This is a genomic window from Bacillus sp. NH11B, from assembly GCF_001884205.1.
GTDB lineage: Bacteria > Bacillota > Bacilli > Bacillales > Bacillaceae_G > Bacillus_A > Bacillus_A proteolyticus.
Map to the genome: position 1 here is coordinate 144477 of NZ_MAOG01000141.1, position 20226 is coordinate 164702.

General features: G+C 34.9%; 19 protein-coding genes and 1 pseudogene. 17 read left to right on the plus strand and 3 right to left on the minus strand.

The features are described from left to right. Positions 1-123 precede the first annotated feature (123 nt). Both BAU27_RS27170 and BAU27_RS27175 read left to right on the plus strand, forming a co-directional pair. The gene (locus BAU27_RS27170; protein ID WP_071772594.1) at positions 124-777 is read left to right on the plus strand and encodes a YdeI/OmpD-associated family protein; all 654 of its coding nucleotides are present in this window, start codon (positions 124-126) and stop codon (positions 775-777) included. Between the two features lie 126 nt (positions 778-903). Further along, a complete protein-coding gene (locus BAU27_RS27175) occupies positions 904-2019 on the plus strand; it encodes an NAD(P)/FAD-dependent oxidoreductase (protein WP_071772595.1) in 1116 nt (371 codons plus the stop codon). A gap of 433 nt (positions 2020-2452) precedes the next feature. Here the strand turns inward: BAU27_RS27175 and pssA are convergent, their stop codons facing one another. Next, positions 2453-2944, minus strand: coding sequence for a CDP-diacylglycerol--serine O-phosphatidyltransferase (gene pssA, locus BAU27_RS27185; protein WP_002085344.1), 492 nt, complete (start codon positions 2942-2944; stop codon positions 2453-2455). A gap of 750 nt (positions 2945-3694) precedes the next feature. On the opposite strand from pssA, the gene BAU27_RS27190 reads away from it, so the two are divergent. The 7 genes from BAU27_RS27190 (at position 3695) to BAU27_RS27220 (ending at position 13446) form a co-directional block, all read left to right on the plus strand. Then, positions 3695-5941, plus strand: coding sequence for an ABC transporter ATP-binding protein (locus BAU27_RS27190; protein ID WP_071772597.1), 2247 nt, complete (start codon positions 3695-3697; stop codon positions 5939-5941). Next, positions 5938-7806 carry an ABC transporter ATP-binding protein gene (locus BAU27_RS27195; protein ID WP_071772598.1) on the plus strand — a complete coding sequence of 623 codons (1869 nt, stop codon included), beginning with the start codon at positions 5938-5940 and terminating at the stop codon, positions 7804-7806. The genes BAU27_RS27190 and BAU27_RS27195 overlap by 4 nt, the downstream gene beginning before the upstream one ends. A gap of 515 nt (positions 7807-8321) precedes the next feature. Then, a complete protein-coding gene (locus BAU27_RS27200; RefSeq protein ID WP_071772599.1) occupies positions 8322-10040 on the plus strand; it encodes an alpha-keto acid decarboxylase family protein in 1719 nt (572 codons plus the stop codon). Between the two features lie 98 nt (positions 10041-10138). Next, positions 10139-11569, plus strand: coding sequence for a PQQ-dependent sugar dehydrogenase (locus BAU27_RS27205; RefSeq protein WP_071772600.1), 1431 nt, complete (start codon positions 10139-10141; stop codon positions 11567-11569). 190 nt (positions 11570-11759) lie between these two features. After that, positions 11760-12332 carry a YybS family protein gene (locus BAU27_RS27210; RefSeq protein ID WP_071772601.1) on the plus strand — a complete coding sequence of 191 codons (573 nt, stop codon included), beginning with the start codon at positions 11760-11762 and terminating at the stop codon, positions 12330-12332. Positions 12333-12400: 68 nt separating this feature from the next. After that, entirely contained in the window at positions 12401-12988 is a 588-nt protein-coding gene (locus BAU27_RS27215) for a GNAT family N-acetyltransferase (RefSeq protein ID WP_071772602.1), read from the plus strand. A gap of 77 nt (positions 12989-13065) precedes the next feature. Continuing rightward, positions 13066-13446, plus strand: a complete 381-nt coding sequence (locus BAU27_RS27220; protein WP_002147616.1) for a nucleotide excision repair endonuclease — start codon at positions 13066-13068, stop codon at positions 13444-13446. A gap of 50 nt (positions 13447-13496) precedes the next feature. Here BAU27_RS27220 and BAU27_RS27225 read toward each other — a convergent pair whose 3' ends face one another. Next, on the minus strand, positions 13497-13703 hold the full coding sequence (locus BAU27_RS27225; protein ID WP_002136543.1) for a hypothetical protein: 207 nt from the start codon (positions 13701-13703) through the stop codon (positions 13497-13499). Positions 13704-13834: 131 nt separating this feature from the next. On the opposite strand from BAU27_RS27225, the gene BAU27_RS27230 reads away from it, so the two are divergent. The 5 genes and pseudogenes from BAU27_RS27230 to BAU27_RS27250 form a co-directional block, all read left to right on the plus strand. Continuing rightward, positions 13835-14614: an undecaprenyl-diphosphate phosphatase gene (locus BAU27_RS27230; RefSeq protein WP_071772603.1), complete on the plus strand. Its 780-nt coding sequence runs from the start codon at positions 13835-13837 to the stop codon at positions 14612-14614. Between the two features lie 71 nt (positions 14615-14685). Continuing rightward, positions 14686-16008 carry an FAD-dependent oxidoreductase gene (locus tag BAU27_RS27235; protein WP_071772604.1) on the plus strand — a complete coding sequence of 441 codons (1323 nt, stop codon included), beginning with the start codon at positions 14686-14688 and terminating at the stop codon, positions 16006-16008. A gap of 63 nt (positions 16009-16071) precedes the next feature. After that, entirely contained in the window at positions 16072-16599 is a 528-nt protein-coding gene (locus BAU27_RS27240; RefSeq protein WP_071772605.1) for a GNAT family N-acetyltransferase, read from the plus strand. A gap of 16 nt (positions 16600-16615) precedes the next feature. Next, positions 16616-17137, plus strand: coding sequence for a YfiT family bacillithiol transferase (locus BAU27_RS27245; protein ID WP_071746036.1), 522 nt, complete (start codon positions 16616-16618; stop codon positions 17135-17137). A 1-nt stretch (position 17138) separates the two neighbouring features. Then, a pseudogene (locus tag BAU27_RS27250) lies at positions 17139-17612 on the plus strand (GNAT family N-acetyltransferase); the annotation flags it as partial. Between the two features lie 120 nt (positions 17613-17732). On the opposite strand, the gene BAU27_RS27255 reads toward BAU27_RS27250, so the two are convergent. Next, entirely contained in the window at positions 17733-18110 is a 378-nt protein-coding gene (locus BAU27_RS27255) for a PH domain-containing protein (RefSeq protein WP_071772606.1), read from the minus strand. Between the two features lie 179 nt (positions 18111-18289). On the opposite strand from BAU27_RS27255, the gene BAU27_RS27260 reads away from it, so the two are divergent. The 3 genes from BAU27_RS27260 (at position 18290) to BAU27_RS27270 (ending at position 20166) form a co-directional block, all read left to right on the plus strand. After that, the gene (locus BAU27_RS27260) at positions 18290-19141 is read left to right on the plus strand and encodes a patatin-like phospholipase family protein (protein ID WP_071746038.1); all 852 of its coding nucleotides are present in this window, start codon (positions 18290-18292) and stop codon (positions 19139-19141) included. Between the two features lie 12 nt (positions 19142-19153). Continuing rightward, positions 19154-19531: a YxiJ-like family protein gene (locus BAU27_RS27265; protein ID WP_071772607.1), complete on the plus strand. Its 378-nt coding sequence runs from the start codon at positions 19154-19156 to the stop codon at positions 19529-19531. A 269-nt stretch (positions 19532-19800) separates the two neighbouring features. After that, entirely contained in the window at positions 19801-20166 is a 366-nt protein-coding gene (locus tag BAU27_RS27270; RefSeq protein WP_071746040.1) for a hypothetical protein, read from the plus strand. Positions 20167-20226 lie beyond the last annotated feature (60 nt).

Below are 20226 nucleotides of genomic sequence, written 5' to 3' on the forward strand. Positions count from 1 at the left end.
AGATTTTTGTTCTTTTGAAACAGAATAACACTATTTAAAGTTTAATTTTCTTAATAGATATAATACACTAGAACAGTATAAAGAAGTATATAAAATGAATATTGGATGTAAAGGAAGATTATAATGTCAGTAATTGATAAATTGAAACTAAATAAGTATACAAATATGGTCGTAATTAACGAACCAAGTGATTATGACATTTTCACAGGTAAAGAAACTTCATTTTCAAAAGAACATGATGCTATTTTTATTTTTGTTGAAACACTTGATGAAATGGTGAAACAAACGAATTTTATTATTAGTAATGAAGAATTACTAATTGAAAAAGGCTACGTGTTTTTCGCATATCCGAAAAAAGGTAACGCTCGTTACAGTACGTTTATTCACCGTGATGAGATGTTTCCGGCATTAAACGTTGGAGATGATGGATATGCGGGGGAAAGCGAAATTAAATTTGCGCGAATGGTAAGTATGGATGATGTCTTTACAGTTGTAGGTTTAAAACGCGAAAAGAAAAAAGCGAAGAAAACACCTGCAGCGAGTCAATGTGTTGCCGATTATGCAGATCGTATTCAAGATGTTGAAGCATTACTGGCTAATCATCTAAATGAACTTAAGTTTTATCAAAGTTTAACTCCTGGATATCAGAAAGATTGGGCACGTAATTTATTTTCTGTGAAACAAGAAAAAACGCGTGAAAAACGTCTTGAGAAAATGATTGAAATCCTTTCACAAGGCTATAAAACAATTGAATTATTCCGTAAGAAGAAAAAATAACAATTAGGAAAGTCACAATGATGAAACAATTGATTGCGATGAGTACATTGAAAAAAGGATTCCTTCTATTATACTTAAGTATGTTCTTATATTTAAATAATCAGCAAAAGAGAAAAGGTGTTTGAAATGAAATCGTATATTGTAGTTGGAGCTGGAATTTTAGGAGCGTCTACTGCTTATCATCTTGCTAAGGCTGGTGCGAAGGTTACTATTGTAGATCGTCAAGATTTAGGTCAAGCAACTGACGCAGCAGCAGGTATTGTCTGTCCGTGGCTGTCGCAACGTCGAAATAAAGCATGGTATAAAATTGTTAAAGGCGGTGCACGTTACTATTCTTCGTTAATTCAGCAATTAGAAGAAGACGGTGAAACGGATACAGGTTACAACCGTGTAGGCGCAATTAGTTTACATACTGATGAGAAAAAACTAGATCAAATGGAAGAGCGAGCGTATAAACGCCGTGAAGATGCACCGGAGATCGGTGAAATCACTCGCTTATCAGCTGAAGAAACGAAAAAATTATTCCCTGCATTATCGGAAGAATATAGTTCTGTTCATATTAGTGGCGCTGCACGAGTAAATGGAAGATTATTACGCAACGCATTAATAAGCGCTGCGAAAAAGCATGGTGCAATTTTCATAAAAGGCGATGCAGTATTAGTCCGTGAAGGGAATCATATTACGGGAGTTAAAGTAAATGACGAAACAATTGTAGCGGAAAAGGTAATGGTAACTGCAGGCGCATGGGCAAACGAAATCTTGAACCCATTAGGAATTAATTTCTTAGTTACGTTCCAAAAAGGGCAAATTGTTCATCTGCAAATGGAAAATACAGCAACAGAAAATATGCCAGTTGTTATGCCGCCAAACGATCAATATATTTTAACGTTTGACAATGGCCATGTCGTAATTGGTGCAACGCATGAGAATGATACTGGTTTCGATCACCGTGTAACTGCAGGTGGTTTACATGAAGTATTCCATAAAGCATTAACTGTAGCGCCTGGTTTAGAAGATGGTACAATGATTGAAACAAGAGTCGGCTTTAGACCGTTTACACCAGGGTTCTTACCTGTTATTGGGCCACTACCTAAGTTTGAAGGTATTCTCGTTGCAAACGGATTAGGTGCTTCGGGTTTAACTGCTGGGCCATACTTAGGATCTGAACTTGCTAAACTTGCATTGGGACAACCAATTGAATTAGATTTAAATGATTATGATGTTGCTGGTGCACTGGAATAGTAATAAACAAAAAAGATTAGGAGTGATTTCCTAATCTTTTTTGTTATGTTATTTGGGCGGTAGGTGTTCTTTTAAACAAAGGGGTACCACTACATCACTATTAAGCTAAGAAAATAGATAACCCACAAAACGGAAATTTTTTGTCTTTTTTAGCAACGAAGTACATTTTTATCGTTTGAGTCATTAGAGAAGAAAGGTTGATTCGTTCAATATAGAGGCGAATATCCTTTCTTTTTATACATATCAGAAATATAAACAATAGCCTTATAAATTGGAGGGTATCCAATTTCATAATCTATTACAATAGGTAAGCTCTTTAAAGTCGGTCCCATCGCTGAATCCGTAAAATGATGAATAACATCAAAAACCTCAACTTGATGGATATTAGCGAACCGTTTCATAAATGAAATTAAAGTGATAGACGGGATCACAATTAAAGTTTTTTAAACCTAATTGGACTTACCATTAAGAGAGCAAGGATTAATGTAATCCATGCATTGCTATATGAAAATAATCCCATTCCAGCTAATGGTAATCCAGCAGCTGGAATAGGTAATCCCTTAAAATATCCAATGGTTGGTTTTACACTAAATTTAGCTAATCTTAAAGCGCCCATCGTTGGGAAAAGGATAAACGCCAAAGAAGTTAAAATAGATGGTGTTGCTATCGAATGAAATAAAAGTGCAGGAGCAACTCCGAAACTAACAATATCAGCTAAGGAATCCAATTGTACACCAAACTCACTGTTCACTTTTAATTTTCTCGCAATTCTTCCATCAAGGAGATCTAAAACAGCTGAAAAGAAAATAAAAATGGAAGCCACTTCCAAATAGTCACTCATATTCATGGTAATTGAAAAAACACCGCACAATAAATTTCCAATCGTAAATAAATTGGGTACAGCTTTTACTATTTGATTGAACAAGGTTGTCCCCCCTAAGTTGATTAAACTTCACGTTTATGTAGCATTTTCTATATATTCTTCCGTTATTCTTGAAAATATATGACCACTGTATGCTAAGTAAATTCCGACAAGAGAAAAGTCGATTTCCTGTACGTTATGTTGGTTTATAAACATGTTTGATCAAAGGTAAGACTACTACTGCTAATTTACCTAATATAAAAAAACGTTTTTGAAAAAAAGAGTAATCAAAACAGGCTCTAAACATATTTTATAGAATCACTTTTTATAAAATATGTTTGATTATTTTCGGTACGCGTTGTTGAATATTAGCACCCGATAGTTGAAGTGCCGAGCAGTCAAGCATTTTCCTTCGGTTGGTGGATAAGACCAACCACTCCGGTTTTAAATGTATTGTTTTTTATAAGCTTAAGATTGATTTTTTCCGTAATTTCTTTAAATAAAGGTAGTTCACTGCCTAAGACTACAGGAAACATATTAATCCGATATTCATCAATCAATTCAGGTAGTTTACAAAATTCTGGTTTTCCGCCAGAAAAGATTAGTTAGATATCTATTTTGGGATTTAAGTCCTATAAAACAACATCTACACCCTAAAAGTTGCATCATATCTTCATATAGTCATAAAATTAATCTGTAGTCGAAAATACGTAAAGAGCTGCTAGAATGAATTACTGAGAATACGAAGAATAAAGGAGAGAAGCGGAGTAAAAACTAAAAAAATTAGACAAAGAAAATGGAGAGATGAACTAAATGTTAAAGATCATCAAACATTTAAAACCATTTGTTGCTTCCATCATTGCAGTTGTATGTCTTTTAACTGTACAGGCAGTATGCGATCTATCACTGCCAGACTATATGTCTAACATTGTCAATGTAGGGATTCAACAAAAAGGTGTAGAAAATGCAGTACCTGAGGTTATTCGTAAAAGTGAAATGGATAAACTTACGCTCTTTATGAATGAAAATGAAAAGAAAAAAGTAGCTGACAACTATGCGCTTTTAGATAAGAACAACCTCTCTCAAAGTGAACTGAAAAATGATTTAAAAGATTATCCGCAGCTTGATAAAGAGCCACTTTATAAGCTACATACAGAAGATAAAAAAATAATTAACGAACTTAACGATATCTTTGGGAAACCAATGTTAATTACACAAGGAATTGAAAAAGGCGGCTCATCTGCTTTCCCTCCTGCTGCGACAGGCGACAACAAAACACCAGTGAAGCTTCCGCCAAATACTGATCCTTTTGCAATCATTGCGAAACTTCCTCAAGATCAAATCAATGCAATGAAAGACAAGGCAAATGAGAAGTTCAAGAATATGCCAGGTAGCATGGTAACACAGTCAGCTGTTCCATACATTGAGAATGAGTATAAGAAGATCGGTATCAATACTAATAAACTTCAATCTAATTATATTTTTACTTCCGGCGGGAAAATGCTGCTTTTATCCTTAGTAAGTATGGCAGCTACCGTTATCGTGAGTTTACTTGCTGCAAAAGTAGCTGCTGGACTCGGCAGAGACCTTAGAAAGAAAGTATTTCGGAAAGTTACAAACTTTTCGAATGCGGAGTTTGATAAGTTTTCCACTGCATCTCTAATCACAAGAAGTACAAATGATATCCAGCAAGTTCAAACACTTATGGTTATGATGCTTCGCATTGTATTCTATGCACCGATTTTAGGTATAGGCGGCATTATTAAAGTACTTACTACAGACGTTTCAATGGGATGGATTATCGGAGTTGCCGTAATCGCAATTTTAAGCTTAGTCATTGGTTTATTTAGCGTCGCGATTCCTAAGTTTAAGCGTATCCAAAAGTTAGTAGATAAAATTAACTTAATCACTCGTGAATCCTTAACAGGTATGCTCGTTATTCGTGCTTTTAATAATCAAAAACATGAAGAAAAGAAATTTGAAAAAGGAAATCAAGATTTAACAAAAACAAACTTATTTGTAAGCCGTTTAATGTCATTTATGATGCCAATGATGATGTTTATCATGAATGCCGTTACTGTACTTATTATTTGGGTTGGATCACACCAAGTGGATATGGGAAATATGCAAGTTGGTGATTTGATGGCATTTATGCAATATACAATGCAAATCATCATGGCATTCTTAATGATTTCAATGGTATCTATTATGGTTCCACGTGCTTCAGTTTCCGCACAACGTATCGCAGAAGTTTTAGATACTGACATTACCATTAGTGATGTAAAAGAGCCGAAAACATTTGCTTCAGACAAGAAAGGTTACGTTGAATTTAAAAATGTTAGCTTTAGATACCCAGGTGCAGAAGAAGATGTGCTTTCCAATATCACTTTTACTGCAAAACCTGGTGAAACGACAGCTTTCATCGGAAGTACAGGTAGTGGTAAATCAACATTAATCAACTTAATTCCACGCTTTTACGATGTCACAAGCGGTCAAATATTAATAGATGGCACGGATATTAGAGAAGTATCGCAGAAGGAATTGAGAGAGAAAATTGGTTACGTACCGCAAAAAGGAGTTCTCTTCTCAGGTACAATCGAGAGTAATTTGAAATACGGTAAGAAAGAAGCAACTGAAGAAGAACTCGAAAAAGCGGCAGAAATTGCACAAGCTATGGAGTTTATTAAAGCGAAACCTGAAAGCTTCCGTACAGAAATATCACAAGGTGGTACGAACGTTTCCGGTGGTCAAAAACAAAGACTTTCTATTGCGCGTGCTCTTACAAAAAAATCGGAAATCTTCATATTCGATGATAGTTTCTCAGCTCTTGACTTTAAGACAGACGCAGCATTGCGCAGAGCTTTAAATAATGAGATTACAGGAAGTACTATTTTACTTATTGCCCAAAGAATTAGTACAATCATGAATGCCGATAAGATCATTGTACTTGACGAAGGAAAAATAGTTGGAACTGGTACTCATGAAGAGCTTATGGAAAACTGTGAAGTTTATAAGCAAATTGCTTTATCACAACTTTCAAGAGAGGAGTTGTCATCATGAGTGATAGAAAAATAGAAAATAGAAAACAAAGCGGTCCTGGCGGTGGCGGTCCTATGGGCGGCGGCATGAGAAAGATTGAGAAGGCAAAAAACTTTAAAGGAACGATGAATAAACTCCTTCAATACTTGAAGCCCTATAAATTATCAATCTTAGTCGTTATTCTTTTCGCAATCGGTAGTGCAGCCTTTACAATCGTTGGTCCAAAAATTTTAGGCAATGCGACAACAAGACTTTTCGAAGGACTCGTAAGCAAAGTATCAGGAGCACCCGGTGCGGCCATTGACTTTACTTATATCGGAAACATTGTCATTTTACTCCTTGGATTATACATACTGAGCACTGTGTTTGGTATTATCCAGGGGTACATTATTTCTGGAGTAGCTCAAAAAGTATCTTATAACTTCAGAAAAGAAATCGATGAAAAAATTAACCGTATGCCGCTGAAATACTTTGATAAAACAACGCACGGCGAAGTATTATCGAGAATTACAAATGACGTAGATACGGTGAGCCAAACTTTAAACCAAAGTATGTCGCAAATCATCACATCTGTTATTACAATCATCGGTGTACTTATCATGATGTTATCAATCAGCTGGCAAATGACATTAGTAGCGATTTTAATATTGCCAGTATCGATGATTCTCATCATGGCAGTCGTAAAACGATCACAAAAATACTTCAAATCCCAGCAAGAATATTTAGGACACGTAAACGGTCAGGTCGAAGAAATTTATAGTGGTCACAATATCGTGAAAGCCTTTAACAAAGAAGAAGAAGAAGTTAAAAAATTCGAAGAGGTAAATGATACCCTTTACCACTCCGCATGGAAATCTCAATTTTTATCTGGAATGATGATGCCGATTATGACATTTATCGGTAATATCGGTTACGTCGCTGTATCTATTTTAGGCGGATGGCTTGCGGTAAAGAGAACCATCGCAGTTGGAGACATTTTAGCCTTTGTGCAATATGTTAGAAGCTTTACGCAACCAATCGCTCAAGTAGCGCAAATCGCGAACGTACTTCAATCCACTGCAGCTGCTGCAGAAAGAGTCTTCGAATTTTTAGAAGAAGAAGAGGAAGTGCCAGAAGCAGAAAATCCAGTGAAGTTGCAAAAAGTTCAAGGAGAAGTTACCTTCCAAGATGTTCAATTTGGATACAATCCAGATAAGATCATCATCAATAATTTCTCATCTAACATTAAACCTGGACAAAAAGTAGCAATCGTCGGACCAACCGGAGCTGGTAAAACAACGATTGTAAAACTGTTAATGCGTTTCTATGATATAAACAGCGGTGCAATATGTATCGACGGTCACGATATAAAAGACTTCACGCGAGAAGACTTGCGCAACATGTTTGGTATGGTACTTCAAGACACTTGGCTATTTAACGGCTCCATCATGGAAAATATACGTTACGGTAGACTCGATGCTACAGACTCAGAAGTAATTGAAGCAGCAAAAGCAGCTCACGTTCACAACTTCGTAAAAACATTACCAAATAAATATCAAATGGAACTAAACGAAGAAGCAAGCAATGTATCCCAAGGACAAAAGCAACTACTCACAATTGCACGTGCCCTTATCGCGGATCCGAAAATATTAATACTCGATGAAGCAACAAGCTCCATTGACACTCGTACAGAAGTACTGATTCAAAAAGCGATGGAAAACCTTATGGAAGGTAGAACAAGCTTCATTATCGCCCATAGATTATCAACAATACGTGATGCAGATTTAATCCTTGTCATGAAAGACGGGGATATTGTAGAACAAGGTAATCATGAAGAGTTATTAAAAGCTGATGGTTTCTATGCTTCGCTTTATAATAGTCAGTTTGAAGGTGCGGATGCTTCTTGAGTTAGCTGAAAGTCCATTTAAATAACTAAACCCACGAAAAAAATGCATTTTCTTCGTGGGTTTTTATCATTTTTAAGGTTCTGTTACAAAGTTTTTAAAAGTAATCTAGACATTTGCAAAGCAGAGTGAGGAGCATGATAAATGGAATATTTTAAAGGGAAACCATGATCCTGACTGTGATCACGATAATCGTCGAGGTTGGTAAATTCCTTTCAATGAGTGCGTTTCTTCACGGCACTCGTTTTTTTTATTTATGGGTTTTCTGAACTCTTTATTGATAATATATAAAATACGAAGAATGTAGTTGTTATGGTTGTACAAAAATCTTCACCGTAGCCTCGTAATGTTTTAGTGTTCTTCTCCTTCTCTTGTTTTATGACTTTCTCCAAAGATAAGGAGCATTTCTTCCCCATTAATTGTTGCCTAACGGATAACCTGTTTAATTAAAGGGAATTATCAAAAAGGGTACTATAAAACAGAACAAGCCCAAGAAATAGATAAGGAGTGAGCTAGCGATGGACAACATGATTAATACGGGCAACTTTGGTTTACAAAGGGGACCTGCTCAAAAAACGGTTGGCCAGTATTTGTTCGATTGCCTGAAACTCGAGGGCATTACCGAAATTTTTGGTGTCGCAGGGGACTATAATTTTACACTTCTTGATACTTTGGAGTGTTATAACGGCATCCGTTTTATAGAAGGACGAAACGAACTAAACTCAGGTTACGCTGCAGATGGCTATGCAAGAATCAAAGGAATATCCGCTCTTATTACGACATTTGGGGTCGGGGAGCTCAGCGCCTGCAATGCAATAGCGGGAGCCAACAGCGAGCATGTACCAATAATACACATTGTGGGTGCGCCTCCTGAGAAGGATCAAAAAGAGCATCAACTGATGCATCACACCTTAATGGATGGAAATTTTGACGTTTTTCGCAAAGTGTATGAGCAGATTACGGCATATACCGCGGTGCTTACGCCGGAAAATGCCAAGATTGAAATTCAGACTGCGATTCGCATTGCTAAGGAAAAGAAAAAGCCGGTATACCTGGTTGTGGCTAATGATTTAGTGACCAAGCCGATTAAAATTTGGGCAGAGCCAATACCACCACGCCCAACATCCAACCCTAATACCCTTCAGGCTGCAGTGAATCATGTCCGTCCGCTTTTGGAACGTGCTCACCGACCGGTTATCTTGGTGGATGTGAAAACTATGCGTTTCGGCCTTCAGACAGCAACTCGGCAACTGGCCGATACAATGAATGTGCCTGTTGTAACGATGATGTACGGGAAGGGAGGATTCGATGAGACCCATCCAAATTATATCGGAATGTATCTAGGCTCTTTCGGGAGGGCTGAAGTCCAAAGTACGGTGGAGAATGCAGATTGTATCATTGCGATTGGCATGGTATGGGCGGACACAAACACCGCAAGTTTTACCGCAAAGCTGAACCCGCTGATAACTGTCAATATTCAACCAGATATAGTTAAAATCGCTGAGGCGGAATATCCGAATGTTCTTGCAGCCGACATGCTACTTGCCGTTCAGAAGGTAGGTTATACGGGCAAAGGTTTGACGAAAAAATTGTCACTCCCTTATGAGCAATTCACAACAACTGCCGACGGACCTCTAATGGCGGACGGCTATTATCCGCGTTTTCAGCGCATGCTGAAAGATGGGGATATTGTAATCGCCGAGACAGGAACGTTTTATTATGGCATGGGAGAGGTAAGACTGCCGGACAATGTAACATATATTGGACAAGGTGGATGGCAGTCCATCGGTTACGCAATTCCTTCGGCGTTTGGTGCTATTATGGCCGCGCCGGAACGCCGAGTATTGGTGTTTACAGGTGACGGTGCCCTGCAGCTAACAGTACAGGAAATCAGTTCTATGCTCTATTACGGCTGCAAGCCCATAATCTTTGTCTTGAACAACGGTGGTTATACGATTGAGAGATATTTAAATGTCAAAACAGAGGATCAAAAGTACAACCAAATCCCTCGATGGTCTTACACCAAACTGGCCGAAGCTTTTGGAGGTAACGCGTTTACCGTTACGGTCCGGACCTATGGAGAGCTTGATCAGGCTATAATCCATGCTGAAAAGGAAAGCGCCAAAAGACTCTGTATAATTGAAATGATTGCAGGGAATCCAATGGACGCACCTGAATATATGCGACGGATGCGTAGTTATATGGAGAAGCAGGAAAAGCAGCGCAGTCAGAATTAGTATCCAAGTCCCTAGTCCTTAGTCCCTAATTGAATACTAATCGAACAGTTCTAATCATACTCTTTTAATAAAACGCAATTAAAGGGGTGTAAAGTAAGTTGACAAAAGTTAAGGTTAGTTTACGGCCCATCGTTCATAACATAAATTTACCAACTGTAATAAAAACAGCCATACTTCCAGGTGAATCGGCTGAAAGACTATTTATTGCAACCCAATTAGGAGAGATTTTTTATATAGGAGACGGTGTAATAAAAACATTTTTAAATATTCGTCCGCGAATTATCAAATTAGGCACGTTTGAAGAAGGTGTTTCTAGTAGCGGTTATGATGAACGCGGATTGCTAGGACTAGCGTTTCATCCGCAATTTAATCATAATGGCTTATTTTATCTTCATTATTCAATGGCTGGGACTCAAGGACCAGGTGCACTTGCAGAACAATTTAAACCGAACCCTTGTGACCCGAAAACTTTAAACTTAAAGTGGATAAATAGAGATACTCAATATGATCATATTGATACAATTGAAGAATGGATTTTACAATCAAACGGTCAACCTCAAAAACGAAGAACGTTACTTAACATAAAACGGCCATTTTTTAATCATAACGGTGTTAATAGTTTAAACTTTTCACCCGAGACTGGAAAACTTGTTTTTACAAATGGAGATGGTGGATCGGGTTATGATCCATTTAATCTAAGCCAGGATGACTTAGAAATAGCGGGTAAAATAATTGAAATCGATGTAAGTAAAAATACATTTATAAATAACCCTCCAGTAGTTACGCTCTTTAATGAGTTTCCTTTATCCATACAAGAAACACTTACGGTAATTGCGAAAGGGGTTCGTAATATAACAGGTATTTCATTCCAAAGGTTTTATAATCAATATATCAAATACATCGGAAATGTCGGGCAGGATATTACAGAGTCTATTTTTTCGTTTGTGTATTATAAACCCATACCTGTTACCGAACTTGTTCAAACGCATTTAATGAGATCTACACCCAATCAAGATGAATTTATTAATTTTGGTTGGCGAGGATGGGAAGGAGAATTACCTACTTCTTTTATAAGGCACTGTTCTGAGAATCCTACTTTGGATGAGAGAACAATGGCTTATTATAATGAAACAATTCAAACGTCAGTGAGGCGTATTCAGCCTCTAATTAGTTATTTTCATAAAGATTCCAGGGCCGATAAGTTTGGAGGAACTTCACTTACAGGAGTCCAGCCATATATGGGAACTGCAATTCAAAATTTAGCTGGTAGTGTCGTGTTTACGGATCTTGCTAAGAAAGAAGAATCTCAAGCTCCAGTAAAGGGAGTGTTAGCTTTTACTAGAGCAGCTACAGACGGGAAACGTAATGATTTTCATGTTATTGAAACCAATTATGATTTTGGTGCTCAAGCAGCTTATTATATGAGTTTGGGAACAAACTTAGATCAAACTAGGTTATATTTAGGAGTTTATGGTTCAATGAAAGTAACGGATTTTAACAAAGGTACTATTTTTGAAATTGTTCCTTAATACGATATAAACTTTGAGTCTAAAAATATATGGAATTTATATTTTTTCAAACGCATGATTTAGCGCCTCTTAAAAACCTTCTATGGATAAACATCTATTGTATAGTGATTCCTAACAAGCAGAAACATAACCATTAAGTATATGAATAAAAATAGAAAGTGATGGATTAGGTCTCTTTAGGGGGAATTTGATGAATCGCTTTAGAAGATATTGGTATCGATTGATGATATCAAATGATGTGAACTTAGTTCATAAAAGAAGGATGAATCCTGCAAGTAGGTTAGTCGTTACAGCATTACTCGGGTCACTTGCTGCTATCTTTCAATCTGCAGGGAACTTAATTCCTGGTATAGGTCTATTTATTAGTCCATTCTCGACACTGCCGATATTTTTTGCTATTTGCTATTCTATTCGTGAGGGGATACTCTCTTATATTCTTACTATTTTCCTATTATTTATTATTGAGCCGAGTGAACTAATTGTCTTTCCCTTTACTACAGGATTATTAGGTATAGCGTTAGGAGTATCCTTTTTACAATTCAAGAGGAGGATTTTGATAGTTTCCTTTTCAGCGTTATGTCTACTTATAGGGATTATGATCGTTCTCGATATATTCCGCTTTCCAGTACTTGGTCCTACTGTTCATACAATTATGGATATAAAAGCTATTACATTAATATTTATACTGAGTTTTGTATACTGCTGGATCTATGCAGAGTTGTGTAGAATAATGATGAATAGAGTATATAAAGTATGGTCTTAACAATTGCATAAAATCTTTTTGAACAAATACACTTTCTCATATATTTTCAAAGATTGGAGATTTAAGTCATGTATAACATTGAAATTAGAAGGCCGAATTCGAATGATTTAGATGAACTACATTTGTTTTTTCGTCTTGTTATTACTAATACATTTAAAAACGAAGGGTTATCACATCTATTAGATGACATAGAAAATGAAATTAACTCGAAAAAGCAATATTTGAAAGATGATTTTGATAGTAATGGAGAAAATCGTTACTTTTTATTAGCAATAGATACAAATAACTTATTAGCAATAGATACAAATAACGATAAAATTATTGGAACAATTGAAGTCGGTCCAGCAAGTACATTGATTAATAGTTGTACAGACGGTGTACTTAAGGATTTGTATGAAATAGGAACTGTATTTATACTTCCGGAGTACCAAAGAAAAGGTATAGGGAGTTTACTTCTAAATACAATGTATCTTACATTGCTTAGCAGAGGAATAACCGAATGCTGTTTAGATAGTGGATACAAAAAAGCACAAAGTATATGGACAAAAAAGTTTGGAAAACCTAGTTATGTGCTGAAGGATTATTGGGGCGAATCAAACGATCATATGATTTGGAAAAAAAGTTTACATGATATCCCTATAATATTTGAATTATAAAATGAAATATCTCTCTTAACATAGCTTTTCTTACATACTTATGCTATTATTTATCTTTATAATAAAAGAGGACGTGAATGAACTTGATTAAAATTAATATTCCTGAAGCTGATGTTTCAATTACTGAACGTAAACAAGTTATTAAAGGAGACGAGCCATTAATTACTCCAATTAACGGTTTTATCGATTTCCACTTGTTCCCTAGAGATAAAGGCGGCATTTTTATGTTTTACAATATTAATGACGAACTTCTTTTCGTAGGTAAAGCTCGTAAAATTAGACAACGTATTAAAAAGCATTTTGAAGACAATGTTTCACCAATCAAAAATCATCGTGATGAAGTATATCGTATCGATGCATGTATCGTAGAAGATCCAACAGAAAGAGAAATTTACGAAACTTACATTATTAATGAATATAAAGCAAAATATAACGTTGATAAAGTGTTCTATAAATAAGTAACAAAAAAACAATCCTAGCACATATACTGGGATTGTTTTTTTTTGTTTCATTCTTCATTTCTTTCTCCTTTTTTAAAATGATTAGCAGCAATTAAACAGAAAAGCCCTATAAATAAAATTATAATTCCAAGCGTTTTATGTTTTCCTTCAAAAAAAGGAATATCTGAAATAACATTTGTCATACATAACCCTATAAATACAAGGATAGGTCCTGCCCACAGTAATACATTGCCGAATTTCGTATGTTGCCACATAGTAACCCTCCTCACTATTTTTACATATATATCCATAAAATAAAAGTAAATTCATAGAGAAAAATAGTTTTTTTCATATCGAAAATTGAACCTTCATATATTGGTACAAGCAAACGAGAAAGGGGACCATAATGAATTGGTTAGAAGCTTTTATATTAGGAATAATACAAGGTTTAACAGAGTTTTTGCCGATTAGTAGTACAGGACATCTTTATTTAGGAAGGCATTTGTTTCAATTAGATGAAGCAGGTTTATTTTTAGATACGATGCTGCATATCGGAACTTTGCTTGCAGTGTTTATTTATTACAAAAAAGAATTTATATACTTAATTAAAAATCCATTTTCAAAACTAATGTTATTGCTTATTGTTGGGACGATACCTGCAGTTGTAATTGGATTGTTATTTAAAGACTTCTTTGAAGATATTTCAAAAACAGGTATTACGATTGGATGGGAGTTTTTAGTGACAGGTTTCTTTCTCTACATGGCCGATAAACAAAAAAATGGTCGTAAAAAAATGGATGACATTACATATAAAGATGCATTTATCATCGGTTCATTTCAAGCGGCTGCTATTTTTCCGGCAATTTCCCGTTCTGGTATGACAATCGTCGCTGCATTATGGAGAAAATTAGACCGTGAAACAGCTGCTTACTTTTCTTTTTTACTGTCGACACCAGCCATTGTTGGAGCTACCATTTTGCAATTTATAGATGTTTTTCAAGGGAAAGCAGAATCTATTTCTAGTACATCTTTAATTGTCGGAACGTTATCAGCAGCGTTTTTTGGTTACATAGCTGTTTCATGGATGATTCAATATTTAAAACGTCACTCCTTAAAAGTATTCGCGTATTACGTATGGGGATTAGGCATTTTAATTTTAACGTTGCAATTTACTCATGTGTTTTAATTTAGTAATTCTTCGTTTAGATCCTGTTTCATTCATACAAGGCAGGATCTCTTTTCATTAAGGGGGAAAATATGTTTAATAAGGCTATTGTTATTGGTGGAAGTATGGCGGGAAAGTTTGCAGCAAAAGCATTATCAACTTCTTTTAAAGAAGTAATCATTTTAGAAGTCGGTGAAAAATGGGATGGAAAAGCTTCAAGAAAAAGAGTTCCACAAAGCAATCATCCTCACGTGTTATTAAAAGGTGGAGAAAAAGCAATTGAAGAATTGTTTCCTACTATTACGAATGAATTAATAGAAGCGGGCAGTATCATAAATAACTTTACGCGTGATTTGAAATGGCATCAATTTGGTCTATGGAAACAACCGTTTATAGGGGAAGTACATATGATTCAACAAAGTCGTTCTTTGCTAGAATGGCATATTCAAAAACGAATTGATCAAATTTCAAATATTACTATTAAATATGAAACATTGGTTAAAGGGTTATTAGTAGATGGAAAGCTTAACAAAGTGTGTGGAGTAAAAGTTAAATATTTAGAGGCAGGCATGCAAGAAGAAGTTTATGCAGATATTGTAATTGATGCGAGTGGATTTGGGTCGAAAAGTATAGAGTGGCTACGAGAATACGAAATTGAAGTAAAAGAAGAGAAAGTTCGTATTGATTTATTTTACGCAACGAAAATGTTCAAACTTAAAGAAAATGAGGAGTTAGACTGTTGTAATATGTTAATGTCTCCAAGTTTCCCTGAAAACCCTTATGGCGTTCTTATTCAAACGATTGAAGATAATCGTTATTTTGTTACCTTCAGTGGATATGCAAATGAGAAAGCACCACAAACAGATGATGAGTTTTATGATTTTGCTGAAAATCTATCAATCCCTAATGTAACAAAGTTTCTAAACAAAGCTGAGGGGATTACTGATATAAAGACATACAAAATTCCTTATCAAGTACGTCGGCGATTTGATTTAGTTAGCAATGTACCAGAAGGGTTGTTAGTAGTTGGAGATGCGCAATGTCGTTTTGATCCCGTTTTCGGTCAAGGTGTTTCAGTTGCTGCTATGGAATCTCACCAGTTGCAATTACTTCTGCAAGGTAGAAAACAACTTGATAAAACATTTACACAACAATTTTATAAAAAGGCAGCTAACATAATAGAAACCCCTTGGGATATGACGACAACGGAAATATCACGTCACCCGCAACTAAAGAGAGAATTAACTACGAAACAAAAATTTCAGCTGTGGTATACGAAACAAATATATCGACTATCCGCAAGTGATTCTGATGTTTATATTCGGTTAGTACGAGTGATGAATTTAATTCGTAGTCCATTTCATCTTTTTCATCCGAAAGTGCTACTAGCTGTATTACTTAATCGAAAGAAATAGCAGGAATATAATTGATTAGAAAAGAATGTATAACAGTTAGTAAATCAAGAAGGAGAATACAGGATGGAAATATACATAGAGCAACTAAAGAAACAAGACGCTAAGGATTTATTTACGTTTGAACTTACGAATAAATCTTTTTTTGAAACAATGGTACCAAATCGTGGCTCGAAATATTTTGAATTTGAATATTTCCAAAAACTACCAGACGATTTATTAATAGAACAGGCGGATGGAGATTCTTATTTTTATTTAATTCGTAATGAAGAAAAAGAAATTGTAGGACGAATAAATTTAGTAGATATAGATACAGAAACTCGAATTAGTTCGCTAGGGTATCGGGTCGGAGAAAAATTTACTAAAAAAGGAGTTGCAACAGCAGCCGTAAAATTAATTTTAGACGTAGCGAAAAACAATGAAATTAATAGGGTTCATGCTAAAACAACGACTAATAATCTCGCATCACAAATTGTACTAGAAAAAAGCGGATTTTCTTCTTATCAAAACGAATCAGATACAACATCTGTAGAATTAAATGGAGAACATGTGAAGTTTGTACATTATATTTGGAGAAATACTTCGCGCTTATAATAAGGGGGACTTATTCATGAATGATTTACGTTATCCAATTGGCCAATTTACATACAAACGTCCTATAACTGAAGAAATGATTGATACATGGATTCAAGAAATTGAAGATTTACCTAATGAACTAACTAAGGCAATTAAAGATTTAGATCAGAAGCAGTTAGATACACCGTATCGCGTTGGAGGATGGACTGTCCGTCAAGTTGTTCATCACGTTGTTGATAGCCATATGAATAGCTACATACGCTTTAAATTAGCACTGACAGAAAAGAATCCAACTATTAAACCGTATAAAGAAGAAAAGTGGGCAGAATTGCCTGATTCGAAATTACCGGTAGATGTTTCACTAGTAATGCTAGATTCATTACATAAAAGATGGGTTAACCTTTTATATTCATTAGAACCTACTGATTTAGAAAAGACATTTAATCATCCTGAATCTGGTGAAACAAAATTGGCTGTTGCAATTGGACTATACGCCTGGCACGGTCGTCATCATACAGCTCATATTACTTCTTTAAGAAAGCGTCTAAATTGGTAATATGGAGATTATATTAGAGAAGGCGACAGAAGCTGATGCAGAAGTTATATTTCAAATGCAAATAGACTCATTTAGCCTTTTATTAAATACATATAAAGACTATGAAACAAATCCAGCAAATGAAACTATCGAAAAAACTATTTATAGAATAAATCATGTAGACAGTGGCTTCTATAAAATAATAGTGGCTATGAATCTTGTTGGAGCGATATGTATTTCACAAAAAGAAACACCCTCTAAATTTTGGATCAGTCCAATGTTTATTCACCCGAGTCATCAAGGAAAAGGAATTGCTCAAAAGGTACTTACATTAATTGAGGAAATGTTTCCTGAAGCAACGAGCTGGGAACTGGCTACTATTTTAGAAGAAGAGAAAAATTGTTTTTTGTATGAAAAGATGGGGTATAAAAGAACAGAAGTTATAAAGAAATTAAATGATAAAACTACACTTATTTATTACAAAAAAGAAAGGTAAAGCATATAAAATACGCTTTACCTTTTTATGTTAATTCAGATTAAATATACAAAAATAATGTATATTCTCCCAAAATACTCGGGTTAGTAATTTGGAAAATGAATAAAAATACAAAAACTACTACTTTGTCGTAAATGTTACTAACGCTTTTTGAATGCTTAAAATACTATCGTCACCTTTAAATTCTTTCGTAATTGGATCCTCCATACTAGACACCCAAATTTTAAGTTCTGCATCCAAATCAAAATGTCCAGCCGTTTCGATGCTATATTGTGTAATACTTTTATAAGGAATAGAATGGTATTCTGTTTTTTTGCCAGTTACTCCTTGTTTATCTACTAAAATAAGACGACGATTTGTAAATACGATTAGATCACGAATTAATTTATAAGCATGCTCTACTTTTTCATCGTCTAGCATAATCTTCTCTAAATCACGTTCTACACTTTCAGAACTCATATTTGATGCATTTCCTAAAATACCGCTAAATAAACCCATATTAAATTCCTCCTTTAATATATGTGGAATGAATTACTTATATTGTAACATGTTACTCACAAAGATATTATGACATTACTTTAGTAGTTTTTGGTTATTGTTGTAATTAGTTTATATAACCTCATCTTAATATCTTGTGCTAATATGAAATTAAGAAAAAAGAAGCAGAGGGATATAGCATGAAGAATATCGGTTTAGTATTAGAAGGCGGCGGGATGAAAGGATTATATACTGCAGGAGTACTTGAGTATTTTATGGAAAGGGATTTATTCTTTCCGTATGTAGTCGGTGTATCCGCTGGAGCATGTATGGGAGCAACATATTTGTCACGTCAAAAAGGAAGAAATAAGAAAGTGAATACAGAGCTAGTAGCAGATCACAGGTATATATCTTATCGAAATTTAATTAGAAAACGTGAGTTATTTGGAATGGATTTTTTATTCGATGAAGTACCAAACAAAATTGTACCGTTTGATTTTCAAACTTTCCTAAATTCAAATGAACAGTTTGTAATCGGAACGACTGATTGCGAATCAGGACAAGCAGTTTATTATAATAAAACAGAACACGGAAATGATATTTTAAAAATTATTCGTGCATCAAGCTCTGTTCCGTTTATAGCACCTGCTGTAGATTATGATAATCGAAAATTGTTAGATGGAGGGATTATAGATCCTATTCCAGTATTAAAAGCGCAAAATGATGGTTACCAAAAGAATGTTGTTATTATGACAAAGCCGGATGGATACGAGAAGCAGCGGAATAAATTTTCTGGATTGGCTAAAATTTTATATAGAAAATATCCGAAAATCGCAGAGACTTTAGTAGAACATTATCGCTTTTATAATGAAACGATATCTTATATGAGTCAAAAAGAACAAAAAGATAATTTTTATGTAATTCAACCAAGTGTACAACTTCCTATAAGCGGAATAGAAAGAGACAAGGAAAAACTCGTTAATTTATATAATCTAGGTTATAAAGATGCTCAATATCATTATGAAAACTTATTAAATTGGATAGAGAAATAAAGGGGTGGGTATTTGAAGTTAGGAAAACAAGTTATGTTTAATGAATTGCAGAAAATGCATAGTCCTCTATATAAACCATTTCCGAATTGTGATATTCGAAAAATACGGAAAGATCATAAAAATATGTTTACAGAAGATGATTGTATAAGTGCTGATTTAAATTATTATTGTATGCATACAGCAGGGACTTTAAGTTACGTACTTAATGAAAATGAAAATGAAAAGGAGATTTCGTTTGAGCAAATAAAATGGCTACGAAAATCGTTTTTCGAATGGTTTCCACAATATCGTTTTCTAGAAACAGAAATTGTGAAGTATCCCATTTTGTATAGAGATTTCATGAATTATGAGAAGGTCCGGAAACTATTACTTTATTACCTTACTGAATAAAAGTGAAAGCGTACAGGTTACATTACTTGTACGTTTTTTGTTCATAAAATATACAATATTAACAACTTGTTTATATAGGAATTCTAATACGAAGAAAGAAGTACATATAGAATGATGTAAGGGAGGGAGAGATGTTTAGTGACCGTTTTCCATTAATTTATTGTCCAACTCGAATATATTTAGTTAATTATGTTAAAATATTTCGAGTGAAATCAAGTACTTATTTTATCAAACATTAAACAAAATAAGTGAGAAGGGACAACATTAACATGGAAAACGTATCAACTATAGATAAATTGGAATCAATAAAATCTTTACAGTCAACAATCCGTAAACTTGAAAATGCACTATCACAAATGACTCAAAAAGGTGCAAATACTACATTAGTGAAAAAACGACTTAAAGCTGTGTGCGTAGGGTTAGCAGTGCTAGAAAAAGTATGGAACCAAGAAAGTCACCTGTATAGCCATGAAGAGTTAGCAGAAGCTCGTAATATCCTTGCTGGTTTGCTTCCATCAATCGAGAGGGCCTATGATAAGTCTAAGGCTGGTAGTCCACAAAGAACGCTTTTAACAAGGAGGATCAAAGCGTTAGAACTTTCTATTCAGGCAATTGATAAACTTTCTAGTGAATGACTCACCTAAATACATAACATCCAAATTCTAATTTTATAAAAGCAATCTAGTGAAAAGAAA